The 22,582-nt window shown below is 72.8% G+C and carries 18 protein-coding genes and 7 pseudogenes; 15 read left to right on the plus strand and 10 right to left on the minus strand.

Annotation, left to right across the window (positions count from 1 at the left end; genetic code table 11):
- Nucleotides 1–139: 139 nt before the first annotated feature.
- Nucleotides 140–295 (plus strand): annotated as a pseudogene (locus IE178_RS02865) (IS481 family transposase); the annotation flags it as partial.
- Nucleotides 296–300: 5 nt separating this feature from the next.
- Here IE178_RS02865 and IE178_RS02870 read toward each other — a convergent pair.
- The 3 genes and pseudogenes from IE178_RS02870 to IE178_RS02880 form a co-directional block, all read right to left on the minus strand.
- Nucleotides 301–1,647 (minus strand): restriction endonuclease, encoded by a 1,347-nt coding sequence (locus tag IE178_RS02870; RefSeq protein WP_193511186.1) that lies wholly within the window; start codon nucleotides 1,645–1,647, stop codon nucleotides 301–303.
- A 695-nt stretch (nucleotides 1,648–2,342) separates the two neighbouring features.
- Complete coding sequence (locus IE178_RS02875) at nucleotides 2,343–3,221, minus strand: potassium channel family protein (RefSeq protein ID WP_193511187.1); 879 nt, start codon at nucleotides 3,219–3,221, stop codon at nucleotides 2,343–2,345.
- A 111-nt stretch (nucleotides 3,222–3,332) separates the two neighbouring features.
- Nucleotides 3,333–4,543: pseudogene (locus tag IE178_RS02880) on the minus strand (glycosyl hydrolase family 65 domain-containing protein); the annotation flags it as partial.
- A gap of 5 nt (nucleotides 4,544–4,548) precedes the next feature.
- Between IE178_RS02880 and IE178_RS37065 the strand changes: the two are divergent.
- Nucleotides 4,549–4,920, plus strand: a pseudogene (locus tag IE178_RS37065) (glycoside hydrolase family 65 protein); the annotation flags it as partial.
- Here IE178_RS37065 and IE178_RS02890 read toward each other — a convergent pair.
- A pseudogene (locus tag IE178_RS02890) lies at nucleotides 4,897–5,662 on the minus strand (hypothetical protein). The pseudogenes IE178_RS37065 and IE178_RS02890 overlap by 24 nt on opposite strands.
- 121 nt (nucleotides 5,663–5,783) lie before the next feature.
- The gene (locus IE178_RS02895; RefSeq protein WP_193511451.1) at nucleotides 5,784–6,659 is read right to left on the minus strand and encodes a universal stress protein; all 876 of its coding nucleotides are present in this window, start codon (nucleotides 6,657–6,659) and stop codon (nucleotides 5,784–5,786) included.
- A 301-nt stretch (nucleotides 6,660–6,960) separates the two neighbouring features.
- On the opposite strand from IE178_RS02895, the gene IE178_RS02900 reads away from it, so the two are divergent.
- On the plus strand, nucleotides 6,961–7,638 hold the full coding sequence (locus IE178_RS02900) for a CBS domain-containing protein (protein WP_193511188.1): 678 nt from the start codon (nucleotides 6,961–6,963) through the stop codon (nucleotides 7,636–7,638).
- A 37-nt stretch (nucleotides 7,639–7,675) separates the two neighbouring features.
- Here IE178_RS02900 and IE178_RS02905 read toward each other — a convergent pair whose 3' ends face one another.
- Both IE178_RS02905 and IE178_RS02910 read right to left on the minus strand, forming a co-directional pair.
- Nucleotides 7,676–8,668 (minus strand): Acg family FMN-binding oxidoreductase, encoded by a 993-nt coding sequence (locus IE178_RS02905; RefSeq protein WP_438874342.1) that lies wholly within the window; start codon nucleotides 8,666–8,668, stop codon nucleotides 7,676–7,678.
- 37 nt (nucleotides 8,669–8,705) lie between these two features.
- The gene (locus tag IE178_RS02910) at nucleotides 8,706–9,629 is read right to left on the minus strand and encodes a DUF1918 domain-containing protein (protein WP_193511189.1); all 924 of its coding nucleotides are present in this window, start codon (nucleotides 9,627–9,629) and stop codon (nucleotides 8,706–8,708) included.
- Nucleotides 9,630–9,773: 144 nt separating this feature from the next.
- Between IE178_RS02910 and IE178_RS02915 the strand changes: the two are divergent.
- Nucleotides 9,774–10,016 (plus strand): annotated as a pseudogene (locus IE178_RS02915) (CBS domain-containing protein); the annotation flags it as partial.
- Nucleotides 10,004–10,330 carry a dsRBD fold-containing protein gene (locus tag IE178_RS02920; RefSeq protein ID WP_193511453.1) on the plus strand — a complete coding sequence of 109 codons (327 nt, stop codon included), beginning with the start codon at nucleotides 10,004–10,006 and terminating at the stop codon, nucleotides 10,328–10,330. The pseudogene IE178_RS02915 and the gene IE178_RS02920, both read left to right, overlap by 13 nt.
- Here IE178_RS02920 and IE178_RS02925 read toward each other — a convergent pair.
- Both IE178_RS02925 and IE178_RS02930 read right to left on the minus strand, forming a co-directional pair.
- Nucleotides 10,267–10,674, minus strand: a pseudogene (locus tag IE178_RS02925) (nicotinate phosphoribosyltransferase); the annotation flags it as partial. The gene IE178_RS02920 and the pseudogene IE178_RS02925 sit on opposite strands and share 64 nt — an antisense overlap.
- 6 nt (nucleotides 10,675–10,680) lie before the next feature.
- Nucleotides 10,681–11,502, minus strand: coding sequence for a universal stress protein (locus tag IE178_RS02930; protein ID WP_193511190.1), 822 nt, complete (start codon nucleotides 11,500–11,502; stop codon nucleotides 10,681–10,683).
- 380 nt (nucleotides 11,503–11,882) lie between these two features.
- Between IE178_RS02930 and IE178_RS02935 the strand changes: the two genes are divergently transcribed.
- The 9 genes and pseudogenes from IE178_RS02935 to IE178_RS02975 all read left to right on the plus strand — a co-directional run bounded on the left by IE178_RS02935 (nucleotide 11,883) and on the right by IE178_RS02975 (nucleotide 20,292).
- Nucleotides 11,883–13,469 (plus strand): bifunctional aminoglycoside phosphotransferase/ATP-binding protein, encoded by a 1,587-nt coding sequence (locus IE178_RS02935; RefSeq protein WP_438874343.1) that lies wholly within the window; start codon nucleotides 11,883–11,885, stop codon nucleotides 13,467–13,469.
- A 181-nt stretch (nucleotides 13,470–13,650) separates the two neighbouring features.
- Nucleotides 13,651–14,217: a hypothetical protein gene (locus IE178_RS02940; protein ID WP_193511191.1), complete on the plus strand. Its 567-nt coding sequence runs from the start codon at nucleotides 13,651–13,653 to the stop codon at nucleotides 14,215–14,217.
- A complete protein-coding gene (locus IE178_RS02945; protein ID WP_193511192.1) occupies nucleotides 14,190–15,797 on the plus strand; it encodes an FAD-dependent monooxygenase in 1,608 nt (535 codons plus the stop codon). Before IE178_RS02940 ends, IE178_RS02945 begins: the two co-directional genes overlap by 28 nt.
- 121 nt (nucleotides 15,798–15,918) lie before the next feature.
- A pseudogene (locus IE178_RS02950) lies at nucleotides 15,919–16,140 on the plus strand (universal stress protein); the annotation flags it as partial.
- The gene (locus IE178_RS02955) at nucleotides 16,040–16,663 is read left to right on the plus strand and encodes a flavodoxin domain-containing protein (protein ID WP_318279809.1); all 624 of its coding nucleotides are present in this window, start codon (nucleotides 16,040–16,042) and stop codon (nucleotides 16,661–16,663) included. The pseudogene IE178_RS02950 and the gene IE178_RS02955, both read left to right, overlap by 101 nt.
- A 116-nt stretch (nucleotides 16,664–16,779) precedes the next feature.
- Nucleotides 16,780–17,229, plus strand: a complete 450-nt coding sequence (locus IE178_RS02960) for a universal stress protein (RefSeq protein ID WP_193511193.1) — start codon at nucleotides 16,780–16,782, stop codon at nucleotides 17,227–17,229.
- Nucleotides 17,230–18,226: 997 nt separating this feature from the next.
- Nucleotides 18,227–19,219 (plus strand): dihydroxyacetone kinase subunit DhaK, encoded by a 993-nt coding sequence (dhaK, locus tag IE178_RS02965; protein WP_184761924.1) that lies wholly within the window; start codon nucleotides 18,227–18,229, stop codon nucleotides 19,217–19,219.
- A 49-nt stretch (nucleotides 19,220–19,268) separates the two neighbouring features.
- On the plus strand, nucleotides 19,269–19,889 hold the full coding sequence (gene dhaL / locus IE178_RS02970; RefSeq protein ID WP_184761925.1) for a dihydroxyacetone kinase subunit DhaL: 621 nt from the start codon (nucleotides 19,269–19,271) through the stop codon (nucleotides 19,887–19,889).
- Nucleotides 19,882–20,292, plus strand: coding sequence for a PTS-dependent dihydroxyacetone kinase phosphotransferase subunit DhaM (locus IE178_RS02975; RefSeq protein ID WP_184761926.1), 411 nt, complete (start codon nucleotides 19,882–19,884; stop codon nucleotides 20,290–20,292). The genes dhaL and IE178_RS02975 overlap by 8 nt, the downstream gene beginning before the upstream one ends.
- A gap of 118 nt (nucleotides 20,293–20,410) precedes the next feature.
- On the opposite strand, the gene IE178_RS02980 is transcribed toward IE178_RS02975, so the two are convergent.
- Nucleotides 20,411–21,112, minus strand: a complete 702-nt coding sequence (locus IE178_RS02980; protein ID WP_229875421.1) for a glycoside hydrolase family 75 protein — start codon at nucleotides 21,110–21,112, stop codon at nucleotides 20,411–20,413.
- 400 nt (nucleotides 21,113–21,512) lie between these two features.
- Here IE178_RS02980 and IE178_RS02985 point away from each other — a divergent pair, with 400 nt between their 5' ends.
- Nucleotides 21,513–22,511: a fibronectin type III domain-containing protein gene (locus tag IE178_RS02985; protein WP_184761928.1), complete on the plus strand. Its 999-nt coding sequence runs from the start codon at nucleotides 21,513–21,515 to the stop codon at nucleotides 22,509–22,511.
- The last annotated feature ends 71 nt before the right edge of the window (nucleotides 22,512–22,582 follow it).

Here is a 22,582-nt window from a genome sequence, read left to right on the forward strand (position 1 = left end):
CACCCCGAGGACGTCGAACTCGCCGCATGACCCCAGCAAGCCAGACCATCCCAAACCCGACGCGGACCTCTTGACGAAAGACATAGAGGCACCCCCCCCCGACGCGTGCGCCGCTTCGAGAGTGCCCCCCTCGACCTGCCGCCCGCACCGCCAGCCCCACCGCACCCTGGCCGCCATCGAGGCGCAGGTTCTGCGGCTGCGACGCGAGCACCGCATCGGTCCGCTGCGGCTGGCGGCCCGCACCGGCATCAGCGGCCAACCACCCGCCAGCCGCGTCCCCAACCTCACAGGGCAATACACCTAGGGCGCCGCGGTGCCGTCGGTGGTGTCCGCCGGGGTGGCCGCGGGTGCGTCCGCGGCCCGGGACGCCCTTCCGTCGGCTGCGTCCAGCAGGTGGAGGGCAGGCGGATTGACGGGTTGCGGTGTTCCCTGCAGGTCGTACTGGAACAGCGCGATGCCCTGCTGCGACGCCCACGCGAGGGCCGGCGGGGTGTAGCCGGCCATCGAGAAGAACAGCGCGGAACGCTGCTGGGCGGCCGCTACGCCGTGAAGCTGCTGGACGGTGGGACGGGTGGTGGGGCTTCCTTCCTTCTTCACCTGGGCAACCGCGCGCTCGGCGAGGACGTCGATGCCCGCGTCCGAACCGACGGGGGTGGCCACGGCATCGGTGAAGCCCAGATAGCGCATCCAGTCGACGGCGGCGAGTTCCGCGTCCCGGGCGTCGCGGATCAGCCGTTGGACGGGGCGCTGGGACGCGGCAGCGGACGGGGCGGCTGCGGCGGCCTCTTCGCGGGCCGCCAGGGCGATCCGCAGGCGAGGGTGGTGGGAGAACGTGAAAACGAGCTCCCCGACCGTCAGCCACCCCCAGCTCGCTTCGAGCCCCTCGATCACGTCCTCGGGCTGGGGGTCGAACCGGTAGGAGACACCCTTGTGCGATACGGCCGCTCCACGGTCGGTGAGGATCAGCAGGGCGGGACGTTCCCTGCCCTCGGTCGCCGACTGCGCGATGCACAGGATGCGTTCGTCCACGGCGACATGACGACGGGCCAGTCGCTCCGCCTCGGCCCGCAGGCGTGGGTCGCGCACGGCGACCGACTTCTCCAGGCAGTGGGCGATCGCCTCGTCCTGCGGTGTTCCCCGCGCCGGGAGGTCGTCGAGCAGTGCCCGCACCGCGCGTCGCAGCGCCTGTTCCGCTTCCCGGGCGCGGCGCTCCTCGACAGCGGTGGCAGCGGCCTGCCGCTCCCGCTCGGCGCGTTCGGCACGACCGGCCGCCGCCCGGGCGCGCGGCGCCGCGTCACGTGCGTCACGCGCGGCGTTGCGCCGACCGGCCGGTGTCTTGCCGAGCAGCCACAGAACAGCGCTGGTGAGCACGAAGACGGCCACTCCGCTCGCCCACACGGCGGTGGACACGAAGAGACCCACGAACAGGACGAGCACCCCGATGACCATCATCACGGTGAGCACCCCCGAGATCACCTCGACGCGGACATCGCCCGGCGACCGCGGTGCCCGCTTGCCCGTGGCCTCGCCGTCACCGCCCGCCGGTGCCCCGGTCACCTCCGCGGGCTGCCGGTCCACGGCCGTCCGGCCGAGCCCGCGGCACCCTCCGGCACCCTGCCCGTGGAAGCCGATGATTCCCTCGCTCACCGGTGCCTTGCGCCCACACACCGGACATCTGCCCCGCCCCACCGAACCCCCATGTGCCCTTGTACGCAGAAGGACGAACAGTAATGGACGGACTCCAGGACGGTTCGGGCAGGGCCTCGCCCGCTGCCCGGCCTCGTCGAGCGGGCGGGCCGGATCCGGCACGGTGTGACGGCCGCGGGCCGTGACCGCCACCTCTTCCGGGACCGGGGCACGCCCACGGGCGTTTTCGCGCGTGACCTTCGCTGCCGCAAGGCAGATACTGCCGACATCGGCCCCCGAGCGAGTTCCCCCCGACCGTCCCACCCGACAAGCCGTCGCCGGTGTCAGCATTGAGTCAGCACCGGCACCGCCGCAGCCCCGCTCCGGGTGGCTGTGGACCACCGAGATCGAGACCTTCCCCTACTCACTGCGACCAGTTAAGACCCAGGCGACGACCCGCCTGCCGAGCTCCCCAGGAGAGACCCATGAAGATGCTCATCAACGTCCCGTAGTTTGGCGCGGCCGCAGGTCAGGCCCCCATCGGGACCGGCCCGCTCACTGTGCGCCATTCACCGAACTCCCGTCGCGCGGGGGACGGTGTCCCCGGATACCGGCACTCGCTGTCAGGGTGCCACCGCCGGTGCCGGCCGGCGATGACCGACCACTCGTCGGTGTGGGTGATCCGGGCGCTGCGACACCGGTCGTCGGCCTGTCGGTCAGGGCTGCGCGAGGCTGCGCCCGTGGTCGGCGGCATACGCGGCGAACACTTCCGTCGCCGTGCCACCGGTGTGGAGAAAACGCTGGTCGAGGATGGCTGCGAGGTCCTTCAGCGCTCCGGTGAGCACATCACCCGCCAGGCGCACTTCCGGCCGCTGGGCTGCCTGTCCTCGCCGGGCGAGGGTGACGGCGTAGCCGACCGTGGCCGCCAGCGACGAGTGGTCCTCCCCGTCGTGGAAGTAGTACGCCTCGGCGTACTGGGCGAAATCGACGCGCACACGTGCGATTTCCGTCGCCAGACTGTCCAGCAGCAGCGCTCCGGCCGTGCAGTCGATCTGCCGCGGTGTCGGGTCCGAGTCGCGCAGCAGTGCCAGCCGGACGGCCAGGACCCTCCTGCGGGTCAACGCCGGATAGATCTCCAGCACCCAGGAGACGGTGGCTGTCAGAAGGGTGAAGCCGACGAGGGCTTCCAACGGTGAGACCATGCGGAGCCAGCCTTCGCCGGGCGCGATGTCTCCCAGCCCCAGGGTGGCCACCGTGACCAGCGACAGGTACACGGAGTCCAGCAGTGCGGGCTCCTGCGCCGCCTGGGAACCGGGCGAGAAGACGAAAGCCCCGGGCATGTGCGGCCAGTAGACGACGGCCCAGCCGAGCACGACGGTGAAGGCCCACATGCCCACCACCGTGACCATGGCGAGCGGTCCGACGAGCCCGACCACCCTCCTGCGCGCGCGAAAGCGCCGGGCCAGGCGCCACAGCGCCGTCATGACGAGGCGACTCAGCCCGCCGTGGCGGGTGGGATGCCAAAGGGTGTGGAAGAGGTCCCGCAGGGTGAGCATGACGAGCCCGGCACCGACCAGCGAGACCAGCCACTTCATCCACGTCTCCCACGGCACCGTCGCCCGAGGCGGAACCCCGCTTTCGGAGCCTATGCCCTGTCCGGTGGATCGTGCCGCGGACGCCGGGGTCGGCTCGCCCGTCCGCGCGGATCACTCCCCCGGGAGCACGAGCGTGCAGGTCTCCCCCGGCGTGATGGTAACGGCCCGGTCGGCCGGCACCACGCGGATGGGTGACTCCTCCGAGTCCCGCAGCCCGGTCGCCAGCTGTCCGCTCCGGCGCCGTATGCCGATGCCCCAGTGGCCGCGGTAGCGCAGGGAGAACCCGTACTCCGACAGGGCGGGAAGGGGCACCGGGTCCAGGAAGAGGGCGTCCTCACGCGTCTCCAGCCCCGTCAGGCCGCGTTGCACCAGGTCCAGGGTTCCGGCCATGGCGCCGAGGTGGATGCCCTCGCCGGTCGTGCCGCCCTGGATGTCGGCGATGTCCGCCTCCAGGGCCTCGTGGACGTAACTCCACGCCTCGGCCCGTCTGGCCCGGGCGAGGACGAGGCCGTGGACGAGTCCGCTGAGGGTGGAGCCGTGGCTGGTGCGCCGCAGGTAGTAGTCGACGGTCCTGCGCCAGACCTCCTCGTCCACGTCGTACCCGAGACGGTCGAAAAGGCTGCGCAGCTCGGCGGCCGAGAAGAGGTATCCGAGCATCAGGACGTCGGCCTGTTTCGACGCCTGGTAGCGGTTCACGGAGTCGCCCTCGGCCTCGAGGATGCGGTCCAGCCGCCGGATGCCGGGCTAGCGGGTGCGGTAGTCGTCCCAGTCCAGCTCGGCGAGGTCGCCGTAGCCGTCGAACTGGCTGATGACGCCCTGGTGGAACGGCACCCGCAGCCGCCGGGAGACCTCCTCCCACTTCGGGAGTTCGCCGCTCTCCAGCCCGATGCGTTCGAACAGCTCCTGCCGGCGCCATGCCGGGAGGCGCCGCACCAGGTCCAGGGCCCGGCCGAGGCCCCAGGCGGCGGTGACGTTGATGTACGCGTTGTCGTCCAGGCCCGGCCGGTCGGCGTCGGGGTAGCGGTCGTGGTACTCGTCGGGGCCGACCACACCACGGATGCGGTACCGGCCGGTGCCGGGGGCGGGTTCCGCGCCGTCCGCCCAGAATCGGGCGATCTGCAGCAGCATCTCCGCGCCCTTGGTGTGCAGGTACTCGGTGTCGCCCGTCGCTTCACAGTACTGCCACACGTTGTAGGCGATCGCCGAGCCGACGTGGTGCTGGAGCCGGGAGTCGTCCGGCAGCCACCTGCCCGAGCGGGGATTGAGGTGCAGCCGCTGGGTCTCCTCACGGCCGTCGCTGCGGACTGCCACGGGTACGGCCCGCCTCGTGGACAAGACAGTAGCCCTGCACACCTCCCGGGACCGGGCGATCAGCGACCCGCTCGACGCGGCGCTCGGCCGGGTGGCCACGGCCGCGGACTTCCCGGCACTCGTGGACTCCCACGCCGCCGCCTGGGCGCGCCTGTGGCGGGGCGCGGACATCCAGGTGCCCGGGGAGGCGGGCCGTGTCCTGCGCCTGCACCTGTTCCACGTGCTGCAGACGCTGTCGCCGCACACCGCGGACCTGGACGTGGGGGTGCCGGCCCGCGGGCTGCACGGCGAGGCGTACCGGGGCCACGTCTTCTGGGACGAGCTGTTCGTGCTGCCGTACCTGATCCTGCACGTCCCGGAGGTCTCACGGGCCCTGCTCGACTACCGCCACCGGCGTCTGCCGCAGGCGTGCCGCGCGGCCCGCGCGGCGGGCCGGGCCGGGGCGATGGCCCGGAGCGACCGGTACCACCAGCCGGTGCACGGCACGGCGGTGGGACGGACGGAGCTCCGCGCCGTGGGCGGCCGCCCGGCGGCGACCGTACGGGCCGCCATGCCGATGCCGATGTCGGAGGTGCTGGTGCGGCAGCTCAGCCACGTCACGCCGGCCGCGGACGCGCCGGTCGCACATGGACCAGGTGGTGCGGTCGAGGGACCGGTAACGGTGCACATTGCCGTTGGTCACGTCGCCGTCGAGGGCGGACTCCACCTCGATCTCCCCGGACCACTCCTCGGCCGTGACGACGGTCCGCAGCGCGGCCAGGTGGGGATCCGCCATGCACCAGCCGGACCTGCTCCACACCCAGCGTGCCCGCCTCGTCGTCCCGGAACCGGAACGTACGCGTCAGGGTGGCCCGGCGCAGGTCCAGGCTGTGCCGGTGGTCGAGCGGCCGGCACGCGTCGGGAGAGAACCACGGTCCCGCCGACCCGTCGGCGAAGCGCGGACGGAACCGCAGAAACAGCCAGTTCGGGAGGTTCACCAGGTCCTCGTTCACCACCAGCCGCCCCGCCACGGCCGACTCCAGGCGGTTGTAGACCCCGGCCGCGTAGGTGGCCGGGTAGTGCACCAGGCCCGACCTGCTCTCGGGCACGGCGCCGCGCGTGGCGAAGCAACCGTTGCCGAGCGTGCACAACGACTCGCGCAGCCGCTCGCCGGCCGGGTCGTACCCCTCGTACTCCCAGGTCCACTCCGACTTCCGCCGCCCTCTCCTTCTTCCCTCACCGGGTGTGCGGGAGCACAGGACGCGCGCCGGGTCAGGTCCGTTGGGGGACGACGGCCACCGGGCACTCGGCGTGATGCAGTAGGGCGTGGGCCACCCTGCCGAGCTGCAGACCGACGTGGCCGTGGCGCCTCCGTGCTCCCACGACCACCAGGTCGGCGTCGGAGGATGCGTCCAGGAGGGCCTTGTGGGCGGGACCTTCGACCGTACGACGACGTACTTCGACCTGCGGGTGATTCCGTCCGGCGTCGCGCAGCACGTCGGTGAGGAGGGCGGAAGCTCGCTCCTCCTCGGCGCCGGCGGCATCGTCCGCGATCAAGGGATCGTCCACGTGCTCGTGGGCGGGGCGGCGCCAGGCCCGTACAGTGTGCAGGTCGCAGCCGCGCACCTGCGCCTCGCGAAAGGCGAACCGCACGGCGGCCGAGCCTTCCGCGGAGTCGCCGAGGCCGACCACCACCCGGCCGAAGGAGCCCTGTCGGTTCCGCTCCCCGCCGCGCACCACGACCACCGGGCACACGGCACGACCGGCCACCGTGAGGCTCACCGATCCCAGTAGCATCCCCGCGATCTTCCCGCGGCCGCGGGAGCCCGTGACCAGGGCGGAGGACTCATGAGCCGCGTGCAGGAGCGCGGACACGGCGTCGTCGGGCAGTACGTCGCTCGACACCTTCACCTCCGGGTCGCGCAGCCGGGCGCGTTCCGCGCAGGACGCGGCGATGCGCTCGGCCATGACCTCTTCGGCCGGACGGCCGGTCCTGAGGGACGGGAGGCCCCCCTCGTACCGCTCCCACAAAGAGGCGTGGACGAGCCGCAGGGACAGCCCGAGGCGCGCAGCCTCGTCCACCGCCCAGTCCACGGCCTCCAGGCTGGAATCCGATCCGTCGACACCCACGACCAGCGGGAGCTCCACGGTCACCACCGCCTTCCTGCCCTGCCGCTGCCTTGAAGTCCCTGTCAATACCGTCGCACCGCACGGGTTCCGTCGCGACACATGGACCGGCATGCGGACGGGGATCTCGGCCCGGGTTGCACTGCGCCGATTTGCGACGATTGTGGAGTCGTACGGCCGGAGGAAGGGCGAGGTCCCCTCCCTCGTATCGCCGGCGCGGCCGCCGCGCGGCGGTCGTCGAGACCATCGGTGCCGGGGAACTGCCGGGCCGGGCCTGGCTACTCCCTCCACGTCACCACGAGGCGAGACGAGGAGGATCGCGGTGCCTGAGACCCCGCACATCGTCAGCGATGTGATGACCCAGACGGTCGTGGCCGTCGGACGCGACGCGCCCTTCAAGGAAATCGTGCAGACCATGGAGCAGTGGAAGGTCAGCGCGATGCCGGTCCTGGAGGGAGAAGGGCGTGTCGTCGGCGTCGTCTCCGAGGCCGATCTGCTGCCCAAGGAGGAGTTCCGCGACAGCGACCCGAGCCTCTTCGAGCAGCGCCGGCGCCTGTCCGACGTCGCCAAGGCCGGGGCGGTGACGGCGGAGGAGCTCATGAGCACCCCCGCGATCACGGTACACCCCGACGCCACCTTGGCACAGGCCGCCAGGATCATGGCCGTCCGGCACGTCAAGCGGCTGCCCGTGGTCGACGACATCGGCATGCTCCACGGCATAGTGAGCCGCGCCGACCTGCTGAAGGTTTTTCTGCGGCCGGACGAGGAGATCGAGGAGGAGGTCCGCCGCACCGTGGTGTCCTACCTCTTCCCCGCCTTCAGCCACGCCATCCACGTGAACGTCCACGAGGGGGTCGTCACCCTCCGCGGGCACAGCCAAGACACCTCGCTCATCTCGGTCGCCGTGCGTCTCGTGCGCGCCGTGGAGGGCGTCGTGGACGTCGAGCCGCAGCTCACCGGCGAGTCAGCGGACCGGGACGGGCCCGGAACAATCCGGTGACCGTGTGCGGAACCGAACGCCGGCCCGCCGGGTTCCATCAGGGGCGGATGTCGAGTACGTCCGACACCGGGCGGCGCGGTGTGCCGGGTCCTTTCGGGCCGTACCCCAGGCGCAGGAGCATCTGGGTGAAGCCCGTCCCCGACACCGGGTCGCGCAGCGGCCAGCGCAGGTCGGTCCATTCGAGGGGCTGAGCGGCGAAAGAACTGGACAGGCCCTCGAGGGTGGCCAGCAGCAGGACGCGTTCTATGGCCTGGCCCGCGCGGAGCCAGTCCTCCGGGTGGTCGTGGCTCGTGCCGAGGAGGGCCAGCTGAGGGGTGCGCTCGAAGTCGGCGGCGTCACGGCCCGCCACCCTCCGGGAGGCCGCGAAGTCGCGCATGGGGGCTTTGCCTCCGCGCTTGCGCGGCCCGAAGGCGTAGTGCGGGACTCCGTCGTCGGTGCTGCCCGCCGACGGGGCGTCGGTACGCGTCCACCGCGCCAGGTCCTGGTCGCTGCCGGGGTCGGTGATGTTGCGTGCCTCGGCGTCCTGGACCAGTTCCAGCACCTCCTGCAGGTGCCACGGGGTGGGGAAGGCCAGCGTTGCTCCTTCGGCGCGGGCGGCCGCGCCGAGGGCCTCCCGCACGGGGCCGGGGATCTCCCTCTCCTCGAACGGGTAACGGCTGCTGTGCCGCCGGTGTATCGCCGGATACAGCGCGCCGAGGTCGTTCTCGTCGGTCGTAGGACCGGTCAGCCGCACGGTCGCGACCAGCGCCGGGTCGGTGGGGTCGGGCAGCAGGAGGGTTTCCGGGCACCAGCCCTCGTGGGCCACGGCGACCCTCAGGTTCAGCAGGGCGGCGCCGCAGCCGATGTGCAGGCCGCGGGTGTCGGGGTCGGAGTGCGGCATGGCGCGCTCGAGGTCGGCACGGATCTCGAACGTACGGCTACGCCGGAAGTAGCTGAAGAGCCAGGGCTGTGCGTTGTGCATGGACGGGGCCGCGACGGCGGCTCGGACCAGGGCCGTCACCTGCTCGTCGGCCGGTACTCGTCGGCTCACCGAAGCTTCCCCTCTCGGGTCGGCGCCCTTCGGGCGCCTACTGATCGGCCGGAGTGATGCGCCGGCCCGTGAGACGCGTGGGCCGGATCGACACCCACATCTCGCGTGCGCCGCCCGGCCATGGCTCGGTGTGTGCGCGCCGGACGAGCCCGCGCACGGCATCGGGCTCCGTGACGACGCTCGCGGGGCCGACCGCGAGCACGCTCCAGCCCCGGCTCATCGCCTCGTCCACGTGGTCGACCTCGAAGGCGACCTCCGTTCCGACAGCCGCCGCGGGCACGGAGTCGGGCGCGGTCCGGAAGACGATCGCGTCCTCCACGACCTCGTAGTTGACCGGGACGACCGCGGGACGGCCGTCGGACGTCGACACGGCGACGCGCCCCACACCGTGCGTGGACAGCAGGCGGCGGCATTCCTCCGGGCCGAGGTCCCGCAACTGTGGATGCAGCAGTGCGTGGCCCTGACCGGGCGGCAGGTCGACGCCCGCCCCGCGCAGGGCCGTGGCGGTGGTGCCCAGCGCGGCTGCCAGGCTGAGGAGGGTCGCCATCGTCGGGTCGGCCGGCTGCTCCTCCAGGTACGCCAGGTAGTCCGGCGAGATGCGGGCCCGACGGGCCGTCTCCTCCCGGCTGAGCCCGTGCCTGTGGCGTTCGACGGCCACGCGCCGGCCGATGTCGCCGGGGTTGGGCGTCCCGGGCGGCGGGGCGGCCTCGGACAAGGCCTGCGCCTCACCCGTGTCGGGCTGGGAAGACCTGCGGGGGGTTCCGGGCTGCCCGTGCTCCATGTGCCGGATGTGCGCGTCGGGTCCCGGGAACACGAGCGTCACGTCGTCCGTGTCCGACCAGCGCACGTCGTAGGGGGGTGTGCCGTCCTCGTGGTGGAGTCCGACGATCTCGCCGTCGCGCCTGGTGGCGCCGGTCGCCGGGCTTTCGACGACAAGCTGGTCGCCGAGGCGAGCTCGCATGATCGCCGCCCTCTCCTCAGAATGGCCCTGTATCCAACGTGCCACGCGCGGCACACCGCCGCACGGCACGGCCGGCCCGCATCCGCGGGAACGGGCCGGGCCGGCCGGATGCCGGACGGCCACCACCCGGACGTGAGAGTCGACATGCAGCACCGAACGGTCGCGGAACTCATGACCCGGGACGTCGTCAAGGCACGGCGTGACCTGCCGTTCAAGGAGATCGTCAGGCTCCTGGCGGAGAACGACGTCACCGCCGTGCCCGTGGTGGACGACCTGGGCCGCCCGATGGGCGTGGTGTCAGAGGCGGACCTGCTGCGCAAGAGCTCCGACCGGGCCGACCCGTCGGGCAGGGTCCCCGTTCCGCACCTGGAGGCGTGGGAGCGGGCCAACCGGGCGCCGGTCGCTCCCCGGGCGACGACGGAACCACGAAGGCGCACGTGGTGCTGGACACCGGCACCGCGGAGCTCACCGGTCAGGGGACCGCGCACTGTCATCCGGCGGACGCGAACGTGCCGGAGATCGGCGACGAACTGGCGGCCGGGCGGGCCCTGCAGAACATCGCCCAGCGGCTGCTGAACACCGCCGAGCGCGACATCGAGGGCATGGGAGTGCCGCGGCCCGGCCCCCGCTTCATCACCGGCCGGCCGTCGTACTCCCGCAGGACGCGCGCCGCGACGCGTACGCCCTCCTCGGTGTCGTAGGTGTCCACCAGCAGGGTCACCGGTCCCGGGTGGCACCGTGCGAACGCGTGGAAGGCGTCCTCCTCCGTGGTGAACGCCTCGACGAAGGAGTGGGCCGTCGTGCCGACGGCGGTCAGACCCAGGGCGGTGGCGGCGGCCACGTTGCTGGTTCCGGCGAAGCCGACCATCGCGCCGAGGCGGGCGGCCTGGAACCCTGCCTGCGGGCCGTGGGTGCGGCGCAGGGAGAAGTCCACGACCGGACGGCCTGCCGCCGCGGGGACGCACCGTGCGGCCTTCGAGGCGACGGCGGTCTGGTGGCTGAGCTGGTTGAGTACGTACGTTTCGGCCAGCTGTGCCTGCGGCACGCCCGGTCATATCCGGGGAACGACCGCGATCGGGCACGGCACGTGGTGCAGTACCGCATGGTTGACCAATCCGAGTTGCAGACCCAGGTGCCCTTGTCGTCTGCGGGCGCCGACGACCAGCAGGTCCGCCTCCGCTGCCGCCTCCAGCAGGGCCTGGCGCGCCGGCCCTTGGATCACCCGCCGGTTCACCGGGGCGTCACGGTACCGCTCCGACGCGCCGCGCAGGGCGTCGTCGAGCACCCGCGCCGGCGGGCGCCGGTGTGCTTCCGGGGCGTAGGAGGACGGGGCCCGTGGTGAGGAGGAAACACCGAGCGGTGCGCTCCAGGCGTGCACCGCCACCAGTCGGCAGTGCCGCACATGGGCCTCACGGAACGCGAACTGTACGGCCGTGCCGCTGCCCTCCCCCTCCTCGACACCGACGACGACACTCCCGAAGCGGGCGTAGCGGTGCTCCGCAGTGCCGCGCACCACGACGACCGGGCAGTCCGCTCGCGCCGCCACGGCGAGGCTGACCGATCCCAGGAGCATTCCGGCGAGGTCTCCGAACCCTGCGGATCCCAGTACCAGTGCGAAGGCGTTGCGCCCTTTGCCGAGCAGGGCGGCGGTCGCGTCCTCGTGCAGCACCTCGTTCGACAACCGCACCGTGGGAGCACCCTTCCTGACCCGTTCCGAGGCGGCGTCGATCACGTCGGACGCCTCGTGGTCCCGCGCCGCCGCGTGCAGGAGGTGGAGCGGCACGCCGTGCCGGACGGCTTCGCCGGCGGCCCAGTCCACCGCCTCCAGGCTCGCCTCGGACCCGTCGACGCCGACCACCAGGGGAATCGTCACCGTCGCTGTCTCCTCCCGGCCGGATGCCGCGCCTGCCTCCCACCTCCGGTCCGCATGCGCCGCGGAGGGGATTGGGGTACTCCTCGAACGAGAGAACCCGCCCCGTCCGGCGTGCCGACGGCCTCCCGGCCATCCGCGTCGTCGGGCTCGGGCACCGTCATCCATCCCTCTTCCAGCTTCTTACGAGACGGAGGGCACCGCCATGCGGCCAGTCGTCACCGTGGGCCTCGACGGCTCACCCGAGAGTTCTGCCGCCACCGAGGGTGCGGGCCCGCCGGCCGCCTGCCGCCGGGAACCCCGGTGCGTCCCGGCGCCGCGTCCGGGCCCCGTGGCCCGGGCAGCCGTCCGTCACGCACGCCGCCCCGTCGCCGTCGTCCCTCATGACTGAGCCGGGCCCCACCGGGAGGACGGCGCCCCCGGTGCCTGTGGTCGGCGCGTCCCCGCTCCAGGCCAGTAGCCGGCACGACGGCGAGCCGCTGCCGCGCGCGCAGGCGTGCGAGACGCACACCGCGATCGTGTTCTTCGCCGGTGACCGCGCCTACAAGCTGAAGAAGCCGGTGGATCTGGGATTCCTTGACTACACGACGGTGACGGCCCGCCGGGCGGCGTGCGAGCGCGAAGTCGCTCTCAATCGCCGCTTCGCCCCCGATGTCTATCTGGGTCTGGGTGAGTTCCGCACCCCCGGCGTGCAGGAGCCGGAACCGCTCGTGGTGATGCGCCGGATGCCCGCGGACCGCCGGCTTTCCCGCCTGGTGCGGGAAGGGGTCGCCGTCGACGACGTCCTACGAGCCGTCGCCAGGCAGCTCGCGGCGTGGCACGCGGAGGCGCCCCGGAGCCGTGAGGTGGACGAGCAGGGCACGCGGGACGCCCTGTCCTCGCGCTGGGAGGCCGGCTTCCGGCAGGTCCGCGCATTGGCCGACGACGGCGCCGTGCCGGACGGGGTGGCGGAGGCGGAGCGGCTGGTGCGCCGCTATCTCGTCGGCCGCGAGCGTCTGTTCGACTCCCGCATCGAACAGGGGCGGGTGGTCGACGGCCACGGCGATCTGCTCGCCGAGGACGTCTTCTGCCTCGACGACGGTCCCCGCATCCTGGACTGCCTGGAGTTCGACGACCACCTGCGTCACGTCGACGGACTCGACGACGCCGCCTTCCTCGCCATGGACCTGGAACAGCTCGGCGCCCCTCAGGCCGCGGCGTACTTCCTCGCCCGGTACGGCGAGTACTCGGGCGATCCGGCACCCTCCTCCCTGTGGCACCACTACGTCGCCTACCGTGCGTTCGTGCGCGCCAAGGTCTCCCTGATCCAGGCACGTCAGGGCGCGCCGGGTGCGGATGCGGCGTTCCGGCGGCTGGTCTCGACAGCGCTGCGCCACCTGCGTACCTCCGCCGTCGGCCTGACACTCGTCGGTGGGCTGCCGGGCAGCGGGAAGTCCACCCTCTCCGGAGCGCTGGCCGACCGGCTGGGGGTCACCTTGCTCAGCAGCGACCGCCTCCGCAAGGAGCTGGCGGGGATCCCCGCGGAGCAGTCCGCGGCGGCCGGCTACGGCGAGGGGCTCTACACGCCGGAGTGGACGGCCAGGACCTACTCCGCCCTACTCGACCGCGCGTCCACCCTGCTGTCCTCAGGGGAATCCGTCGTCCTGGACGCCACCTGGTCCGATGCGGCACAGCGTGAGGCGGCCCTGCGCGTGGCCGAACGCACCAGCGCCGACCTGGTGGCCCTGCACTGCCACGTGCCGGGGGACGTGGCGACGGCCCGACTGAGCACGCGTGCTCCCGGAGCGTCCGACGCCGACGCCGACATCGCCGCCGCGATGGCGGCCGGAGAACAACCGTGGCCGGAGGCCGTCGCAGTCGACACCAGCGGCTCCCTGGAGTCCGCGGTCGCCCGGGTGCTGGCTGTCGTGCGCCCGTGGGGCACGGGCCAGGCACCGGTCTTCCGCCGCCCTTACATGGAGCCGGACTAGGCAAACAGGTGTGCCCACCGACGCTCCTCGAACCCGATCGTCGGCGGCCGATCCGCGCCACCAGGTCTCGCGGGGCGCGGCGCATTGCCTCATGGTTGGTTTTGTACGGGGAACTCCGGCCCGGCCGCCGTGGCGAAGCCCGGCGTCGCATGCCCGTCATGGCTCTTCGAAGGAGGCCACCGTGGGTGAACAGGGACCACTCGCCCCTGGCGAGGCGTGGCGGGCCGTGGCCGCGTGCTTCCTCACCACCTTCGGGCTGCTCTCGCGGCACCGGATCCGCCTGCCGAAGGAGCGGCGGGGAATGCGGCTCCTCTTCGACGACGGCACCTCGGCTCGCGTGTACCGGGAAACTCGCCTCGGCAGCGGCCTGGCGAAGGACCCGTGCACGCTGGTGGTCATCTTCCGGCTCCGCCTGGTGCACGGATCCGCGCACGCGCTCTTCCGCGCGGAGAGCCTGCTGAACACGCCGCTCTTCGTCGGTTTCCCCGGTTTCACCTCGAAGCTGTGGCTGGCCCATGACGAGCACGACCGCTACCGCGGCGTGTACGAATGGGACGGCCCGCGGCGCGCCGAACACTACGCGCGCTCCCTGTGGCGCGTCCTGGCGCTGGTCAGCGAGCCCGGTTCGATCCGCTACACCGTTCTGCCCGGGTTGCGCCGCGACGACGTGATCGCGGACCCCGGACTGGCCGGGGACCGCGCACCGCAGGACACCGCGGCATGGTGGCGCATACGGGCCAGAACGTGACGGCGGTGGTGGACGTCCTGGTTGTCGGGGCCGGCACGACCGGCCTCGCCCTGGCCCTGCAGGCCCATGCCCACGGAGCACGGGTCCGGGTCGTCGAGCGGCGCCTTGAGCCGTTCCGGCCCTCCCGTGCACTCATCGTGCACCCACGGACCCTGGAGGTCCTACGACCGCTCGGCGTCACGGACGCCCTGCTGGAACAGGCGGACACCGCCCCGAAGGTCCACCTGCACCTCGGCTCCCGCGTCGTCGAAACCGGACTCGCGGACCTCGCGCTGCCCGACACGGCGTTCCCCCACCTGTCCCTCATGCGGCAGACGGACGTCGAGACGGTGCTGACGCGGGCGCTCACCGACCGCGGGGTGACGGTCGAACGGGGCACCGAACTGCTCACCGCCCTCGACGACGGGGACGGCGCGCGCGGCGTGCTGCGCTCGCGGCACGGCGTCGAGGAGATCTGCTGCCCCTTCGTCGTCGGCTGCGACGGCCCGGCCAGCGCCGTACGAGCCTGCGCCGGCATCGGCTGGCACGGCAGGCCCTACGCCGAGGAGGTGGTCCTCGCCGACCTGGACCTCGGCGGTACGTCCGGTACCGACGCCCAGGTGTTCGCGGGGCGCCGGGGCCTGCTGTTCCTCTTCCCGCTCGGGGAGCAGGCCGCCTGGCGGCTGCTGGCCACGCGGGCGTCCGCCGGCGGGGCCGGGCAGGACTTCGGCCAGCCCGGCCCCGCCGTCCCGGAAGCCGAACTCCAACGCCTCCTGGACGACGCCGGGATGACAGCGCGGATCGAGCGTCTCGCCTGGTCGGCGCGGGTTCCGTTGCAGTGCGGCCTCGCGCGGCGATTCCGCCGGGAGCGGCTCTTCCTCGCGGGGGACGCGGCCCACACCTACTCACCGGCCACCGGCCAGGGCATGAACGCCGGTATCCAGGACGCGGTGAACCTCGGCTGGAAGCTCGGCTTCGCGGCGAGTGGAACCGGGGGTGGGTCCGCGGACGGGTTCGATGTCGAAGTACTGCTCGATTCCTACGACAGGGAGCGCAGAGCGGCTGCCCATCGACGGCTGCTTCTGACCCACACCGCGTTCTGGGCGGAGGCGTCGACGGGCCGGCTCCCCTCATGGCTGCGCGCGGTGGCCGCTCCGCGCGCGGCCCCCGCCGTCCCCGTGCTCCTCGGCCGGCGACGGCTGGTCGCCGAGGCCGTCCGTACCCTCTCCCAGCTGCGCGTGAACTACCGGCGCAGTCCCCTGTCGGTGGAGGGGACACCGCCCCTGCGGGGGGCTCCCCGTCCGGGAGACCGCCTGCCCGACGCGGCCGTCGGCGTCGGAGGAGCCGCCCAGCGGCTGCACGGACTGCTGGCCCGCCCGGGTGTGCACCTGCTGCTGCAACGCGACGCCGCCCCACCGCCGGACATGCCGGCCGACCCCCGGGTGACCGTCCTGCGGCTGTCGAACAGCCCCGGCCGCGGTCTGGTGGCCGTCCGCCCGGACGGGCACGTCGGCTTCCGCTGCGGGGCCGCCGACCCCGCCGGGCTGACCGGCTGGCTCTCCCTGATCGGTGCGGCGCCGTTCCCGCCCGTCCGGCCATGAAGACCGGGCGACGGAGCCCCTCCTCCCAGCCACAGCGGTCCGACTGTCCTGCGGAGCAGACGGCCTGAGGACACCGGTTGCCCGGGCGTCCGCCCGGGGCGACGGTGGAGGGAGCCGGCCACGTCAGGAGCGCCACCCGGGTGTGGTGGTGGATCACAGGGTGGTGCACGGCGGGACGCGGGAAGCGTTGATCGAGGCCAGCCGCTCCGCCCAGCTGGTGGTGGTCGGTGCGCGGGGGCGCGGTGGTTTCGCCGGGGTGCTCCTGGGGTCGGTCAGCCAGGCCCTGCTGCATCACGCACACTGCCCGGTCGTGGTGGTGCGGGGGGCGGGAGAGCGTCTCTGAGGCGCCCGCCGCACGCTCCGGCACCTGGCCCGCGACCCCCCACGGTTCCACCCGGGCGATCGCCGAAAGAACGGCCACCGCCCTGCGGCACGCGGGGTTGGCGGCGGAGGCCAGGCCCGTGACCGAGGTCGAGGACGCCGACGCCTACCGGGCGTTCGTCCTCGGCAGCGCCGTGCACGGGCAGAGCTGGCTGCGACCGGCCAAGGACTTCGCGCGGAACCACCTGGACGTGCTCGTCACCCGCCCGGTGTGGATCTTCAGCGTCGGAATGCCGGCGGCGCTGCGCGGACCGTGGCGGCGCATGGCTCCCAAGGAGCTGCCGGTGATAGAGAAGGACCTGCCGTCCGGCCTGGTGTACCGGAGCCACCGCCTGTTCTCCGGCGTCGTCGAACGGGACCAGCTGCCTCGCACCGGACGTCTGCTGTTCCGCCTGGTGGGTGGGCGGTTCGGCGACTTCCGCGATTGGGAGGCCGTCGACGCCTGGGCCGCGGGCATCGCCGGGGAGCTGCGGGCAGGTGGATGACTGCGCCGAGGCCGACCGGCCATCTCCGCACCCGCCTGACCGCCTCCGCTGGCGCGGCGGCGCGGGTCCCGGCAGCGTGGAGGTGCGCGGAGTGACGACTGCTGAGTGAGGTGGCCATGCAATCCTCCGACGTCCCACGGGTGGTCGTGGGCGTGGACGGATCTCCTTCGTCGTACGCCGCACTGCGGTGGGCGGACCGTTACGCGCGGGGCGTCGGCGGTGCCGTGGAGGCGGTCTGTGTCTGGGACACGCCGTCCTCCAGGGGCTGGAGCGGACCCGCGATCGATCCCGAGTTCGACCTGGGTCAGGCCAGGGAGCGTTTCATCCAAGAGCTGCACGCGGTCTTCCCCGACGGTCCTCCCGCCGGGCTGACGGAGCACCTCGTCGAGGGCGACCCGTCGGAAGTGCTGATCCGTGCTTCGGACGGGGCCGCGCTCCTCGTCGTGGGCCGCCGGGGGCGGGGCGGCTTCGCCCGGGCGGTGCTGGGGTCGGTCAGCCAGCGCTGCGCCCAGCACGCGGCCTGCCCCGTCGTCGTGGTCCGTCAGGAGGACGATCCCGCCCGCTGACCCGCCTCATCTGTGGGCCGCGTGGCTCTCCCGCCCACCCGCGCCGTGCGAGACGAGCAGGAGTTCATCGCCGGGACGCAGACGCGTATCAGGGCCGGGCGCGGTGGGGTCGCCGACGCGGACGGCGGTGGTGGCGGGACCGTGTCGCCAAGCGGGCGGCCCCATGCCTCGGAGCCAGCCGTAACGGGGTCCCGACGATGCCGGCACCAGCGCGGCTCGGCCGCGGCAGAGCAACGGCCGCCGACGACCAGCTCGCCCACGTCCTGAGGCGGCTGCCCGGATGTCTCACCGTGTACCCCCGATGGATGGCGTCGACTGTTCCCTCAGTACCGGACCCGTCATCCGACGTCACGGATGTCGTGGAACCGCTCGCCGCCTCGGACTAGGAAGAGATCATCCGCCACCGCACAGCCATGACCGGAGGCGGCCCACCAAGACCGTGCGGTGGTTCGTCCTGTACGGGCGTCGCTTTCCGGCCCATCGCGTACCGCCCGACAAAGGCCTTCGGTCTCGACGCTGATGCCGCTGCGCACCGCGCCCCGCTGGCGCGGTGACTGCCCGCCGCGCGATCGCTTCGGCGTCCGCACCCACCCTCCCTACGTTGCACGGCGATGTCGCAGGGACGGCGATTGTGCGAGCAGGTACCTTCGGTGAAGGCGAGCGACGGCCCCTTGAGGCATGACCCGGCGTAGAGACGATCCTCAGCTCTAGCCGTATCCGCCAGACCGATATTCCCTCGCCTCTCCGGATGCTGCCTCGCGTGACCTTCGCGGTCGCAAGGTCGATACTGCCCCTGTAGGGCTCCTGCCGGTACGCAGTCGACCCACCGCAGGAATTTGACGCTGCGTCACCAAAGTCAGCATTAAGTCAGCATCAGTACCGCCAGAACCCGCTTCCGACCGCCACGGACCGCCAAGATCAAGAACTGCCCATACTTGCTCTGACCAGTAAGAACGCAGGCCGACAACCCGCCTGCTAAGCCCCCTAGGAGGTACCCATGAAGATGCTCATCAACGTCCCGGAGACCGTGGTCGCGGACGCGTTGCGCGGGATGGCGGCGGCCCATCCCGAGCTGACGGTGGACGTGGAGAACCGGGTGATCGTGCGCAAGGACGCCCCGGTGGCCGGGAAGGTGGCCCTGGTGTCCGGCGGGGGGTCCGGGCACGAGCCGTTGCACGGCGGTTTCGTGGGGCCGGGAATGCTGTCGGCGGCCTGTCCCGGCGAGGTGTTCACCTCCCCGGTGCCCGACCAGATGGTGCGGGCCGCGGCGGCGGTGGACAGCGGGGCCGGGGTGCTGTTCATCGTGAAGAACTACACCGGTGACGTGCTCAACTTCGACATGGCCGCCGAGCTGGCCGAGGACGAGGGCATCCAGGTCGCGAAGGTGCTGGTCAACGATGACGTGGCGGTGACCGACAGCCTGTACACGGCCGGCCGGCGCGGCACCGGCGCGACGCTGTTCGTCGAGAAGATCGCGGGTGCGGCGGCGGAGGAGGGGCTGCCGCTGGAGCGGGTGGAGGCCATCGCCCGGCAGGTGAACGAGAACGCCCGCAGCTTCGGTGTCGCGCTGAGCGCCTGCACCACGCCGGCCAAGGGCACCCCCACCTTCGATCTGCCGGCCGGTGAGCTGGAGCTGGGCGTCGGCATCCACGGCGAGCCGGGCCGGGAGCGACGGCCGATGATGACGTCCGCCGAGATCGCCGAGGTCGCCGTCGACGCGATCCTTGAGGACCTCACCCCGAACAACCCCGTCCTGGTCCTGGTCAACGGCATGGGGGCCACCCCGCTGCTGGAGCTGTACGGCTTCAACGCCGAGGTGCAGCGCGTGCTCGGCGAACGCGGGGTCCCCGTGGCCCGCGTCCTCGTCGGCAACTACGTCACGTCCCTCGACATGGCGGGCGCCTCGGTCACCCTGTGCCAGATCGACGAGGAGCTGCTGCGGCTGTGGGACGCGCCGGTGCGTACCCCGGGGCTGCGCTGGGGCATGTGAGGGACGCTGGGGTCATGGTTCAGGAGTACCTACCACGCAAGGAGTTCCCGTGCTCGACGCCGACTTCTTCCGCCGTTGGATGACGGTCACCGCCGCGTCCGTGGACCGCGAGGCGGACCGGCTCACCGCCCTCGACTCGCCGATCGGGGACGCCGATCACGGCAGCAACCTCCAGCGCGGGTTCCGGGCGGTGCGGGACGCGCTGGAGAAGGAGCCGCCCGCCACCCCCGCAGCCGTGCTGACGCAGGCCGGGCGGCTGCTCATCTCGACGGTGGGCGGCGCCTCCGGTCCGCTGTACGGGACACTGCTGCGCCGCACCGGCAAGGCCCTCGGGGACGCCGCCGAGGTCGATGAGCGGCGGCTGGCCGAGGCGCTGCGCGCGGGGGTGGACGCGGTGATGCAGCTCGGTGGTGCCGCGCCGGGCGACAAGACGATGATCGACGCGCTGGTGCCGGCGGTGGACGCGCTCGGCGACTCCTTCGCCGCGGCACGCGCCGCCGCGGAGGAGGGCGCCGTGGCGACGACGCCGTTGCAGGCCCGCAAGGGCAGGGCGAGCTATCTGGGCGCACGCAGTATCGGGCACCAGGATCCGGGAGCCACGTCGGCGGCGCTGCTGATCGCCGGGCTCGTCGACGCCTCGGCGGACGACGTGGAGGCCGACGGTGAGTGACGAGAAGCTGGTGGGAATCGTGCTGGTCTCGCACAGTCCGACGGTGGCCGCGTCGGTGGCGGAGCTGGCGAAGGGCCTGGCGGGGGCCGGTACGGCGGTTCCCGTGGCTCCGGCGGGCGGCACCGAGAGCGGCGACTTCGGCACGAGTGCCGAGTTGATCGCCGCTGCGGCCGCGTCCGTCGACCGCGGGGCCGGGGTCGCCGTGCTGACCGACCTGGGCAGCGCGGTGCTCACCGTGAAGGCGCTGCTCGCCGAGGGCGACGAGCTCCCGGAGCACACCCGGCTGGTGGACGCCCCGTTCGTGGAGGGCGCGGTGGCCGCGGTGGTCACGGCGTCCACGGGGGCGGACCTGGCCGCGGTGGAGGCGGCGGCAGCGGAGGCGTACGCGTACCGGAAGGTGTGACGCGGCCGAGGTCGTGACGCGGCCGAGGTCGTGAAGGGGCGGAGGTGGCGTGGTCCACGCCGCCCCTGCCGCGTGCGACTGTGGTGCCGGTCGGCCGTATGACGCCCTGTCGGCCGGTTCAGTCGTCGGCGGTCACGAACTCCCGGGCCAGCTGTTCTCCCGTCGTCACCGCGGCCCGGTGGTCCTCGATGGGGGTCACCCGGCTGTTCGTGAACACGATGTAGGTGACGCCCGAGGAGGTGCCGCCGCCGCGCGGGTCCGGGTCGATGCCGAGCGCCTCGGCCGCGGCGTAGGACGCCTCGCCGATGATGTCGGCGGGGCCGACGTCGCCGACGACCGCGTACCGCACCAGGTCGCGGTGGACCAGCGCCACGACCGACCCGCCCCGCACACCGTGGGACCGGTAGTTCCATACGGCGCTGGGCGCGGGCACCACCACGTAGGGCAGTTCCTCGGAGCTCAGCGGGCGGCCGTCGGACTGCGCGAAGGCCGTGGCGGCAGAGAAGTACGGGTCGGTGCGGGCGTTGCAGCGGAGACCGGGGCGGCCGTCGCAGTCGATGTCCATGTCGGCCTTCCAGAACACGGCGTCGCGGGTGCCGCACACCGGGACGGTGGCCCGGGAGCCGTGGTCCTTGCGGTAGCGGCCGTCGGAGACGGGCGTGCAGGTGCGCACCTCGGCCAGCAGGTCGGTGGCGGAGACGGAGTCCGCGCGCCGCGCTGCCGGTTCGGTGCGGGGCTGGGGCGCGGCGGCGGGAAGTGCCGAGGGGGCCAGTAGGGCGACACCGGCCACGGCCAGGGTGAGCGACGGGACACGGGACACGATCGAGGAGGCCTCTCGTCGGGGACACTGACGCGCACTTTGCCCCATTTCGCCCCGATATCGGGTCGCGACGGCCTCGGTAGGGCCGGACGGAGCACGATCATGTCGGCCCCATCGTGGCCGCCGCGACGGGATCCGCAACAGGGGCCGGGGCCCGAGCCCTTCGACTCGGGCCGTCCGGCCACCCGCGCCGGCGCGGGATCTGCGACGACAGCGGTCCGCGCCACGAGCCTGAACTCACCGACTGCGGAAGGTGGTTGGGCCCGTTCGAGTCTTCAGCATACGTAATGGTCCGGGGCGCCTCCCACTCCGCCCTCTTGATGTGATCGCGTCACACCCTCATATTGGTACGGACCATTGTCCGGAGTCGTTCCCGCGTACCACCCCGGGAGGCAGAGTCGTGCGTGGCGTTCCCCCAGCCGTGTTCCCGCGTCGCCTTCTCGCGCTCTGCGGGGTCCTCCTGCTGATCGCCTCCTGCCGCTGGGGCGGCTCGGACGACACGGGCGGTGCGCGGCCGCCCGCAGCGCCGGCCGGTGTCACGGCCGAGGCCGGCAGCGCCAGCAGTGTGCACGTCATGTGGAACGCGGTCGCCACCGCCGACGCCGGGGTGAGCCACTACGAGGTGTATCGGGGCACCACGAAGGTCAAGGAAGTTCCCGGTTCCGAGCACATGGTGGATGTCACCAGGCTCCGACCCGCGACCACGTACGTCTTCACGGTGCGGGCCCGGGACGCGGACGGACGGCTCGGGCCGCGCAGCCGGGAGGTCCGGGCCACGACCCCCGGGGCGGCCACGGCCGACGACACCGCTCCCACCCGTCCGGCCAAGCTGCGCGGCCGGGCGGCGGGGAGCAGGGCGGCCCAGTTGTCGTGGTCCGCCTCGAGCGACGACCGGGGCGTGGTGTCGTACGACGTGTATCAGGCCGGCACGAAGATCCACAGTGTCGGCGGGAACCAGCGGGCCACCGTGGTCACGGGGCTGCGGCCGGGCACCCGGTACGCCTTCACCGTCCGGGCCCGCGACGCGGCCGACAACCTCTCCCCGCCCGGCGCCACCGCCCGCCTCACCACCGCGGGCGGCGCGGACGGCCGGGCCACCGCCCCGACCGGTTTCCGCGCCACGAGCCAGTGGTCCGACGGCGCCTACCACATCGCCCTCAGCTGGGTGCCGCCGCGCGTGGACGGGGTGATCGCCGAGTACGAGGTGCGCCTGGACGGCCGAGTCGCCACGTCCCTCGTCTACGGCGGTGACGCACCGCGCGACCGGGCGGCGTACCGCTTCTACGTGGGGCGGGAGGCGGGGGTCACCCACCGGGTGCGGATCCGGGCGAAGCTGCCGGACGGGACCTGGGGCGGCTTCTCCCCGGAGCACGCGGTGACGACGGGCACCCGGCGCTGACCCCGGCGTCCGGGACCCACCGGAGGAGGACGTCACCTGCCCGGCGGCGGCCGGAGTGCGCGGCGGGTCCG

It is taken from the genome of Streptomyces griseoloalbus, from assembly GCA_014650015.1.
Classification (GTDB): domain Bacteria; phylum Actinomycetota; class Actinomycetes; order Streptomycetales; family Streptomycetaceae; genus Streptomyces; species Streptomyces griseoloalbus.

Bases quoted from the DNA above. Each gene is read 5' to 3' on its own strand.
- IE178_RS02910 (WP_193511189.1), bottom strand. From the start codon at position 9,629: ATGCGAGCTCGCCTCGGCGACCAGCTTGTCGTCGAAAGCCCGGCGACC.
- dhaK (WP_184761924.1), top strand. From the start codon at position 18,227: ATGAAGATGCTCATCAACGTCCCGGAGACCGTGGTCGCGGACGCGTTG.
- IE178_RS02960 (WP_193511193.1), top strand. From the start codon at position 16,780: ATGCAATCCTCCGACGTCCCACGGGTGGTCGTGGGCGTGGACGGATCT.
- IE178_RS02935 (WP_438874343.1), top strand. From the start codon at position 11,883: ATGACTGAGCCGGGCCCCACCGGGAGGACGGCGCCCCCGGTGCCTGTG.
- IE178_RS02875 (WP_193511187.1), bottom strand. From the start codon at position 3,221: ATGAAGTGGCTGGTCTCGCTGGTCGGTGCCGGGCTCGTCATGCTCACC.
- IE178_RS02945 (WP_193511192.1), top strand. From the start codon at position 14,190: ATGGTGGCGCATACGGGCCAGAACGTGACGGCGGTGGTGGACGTCCTG.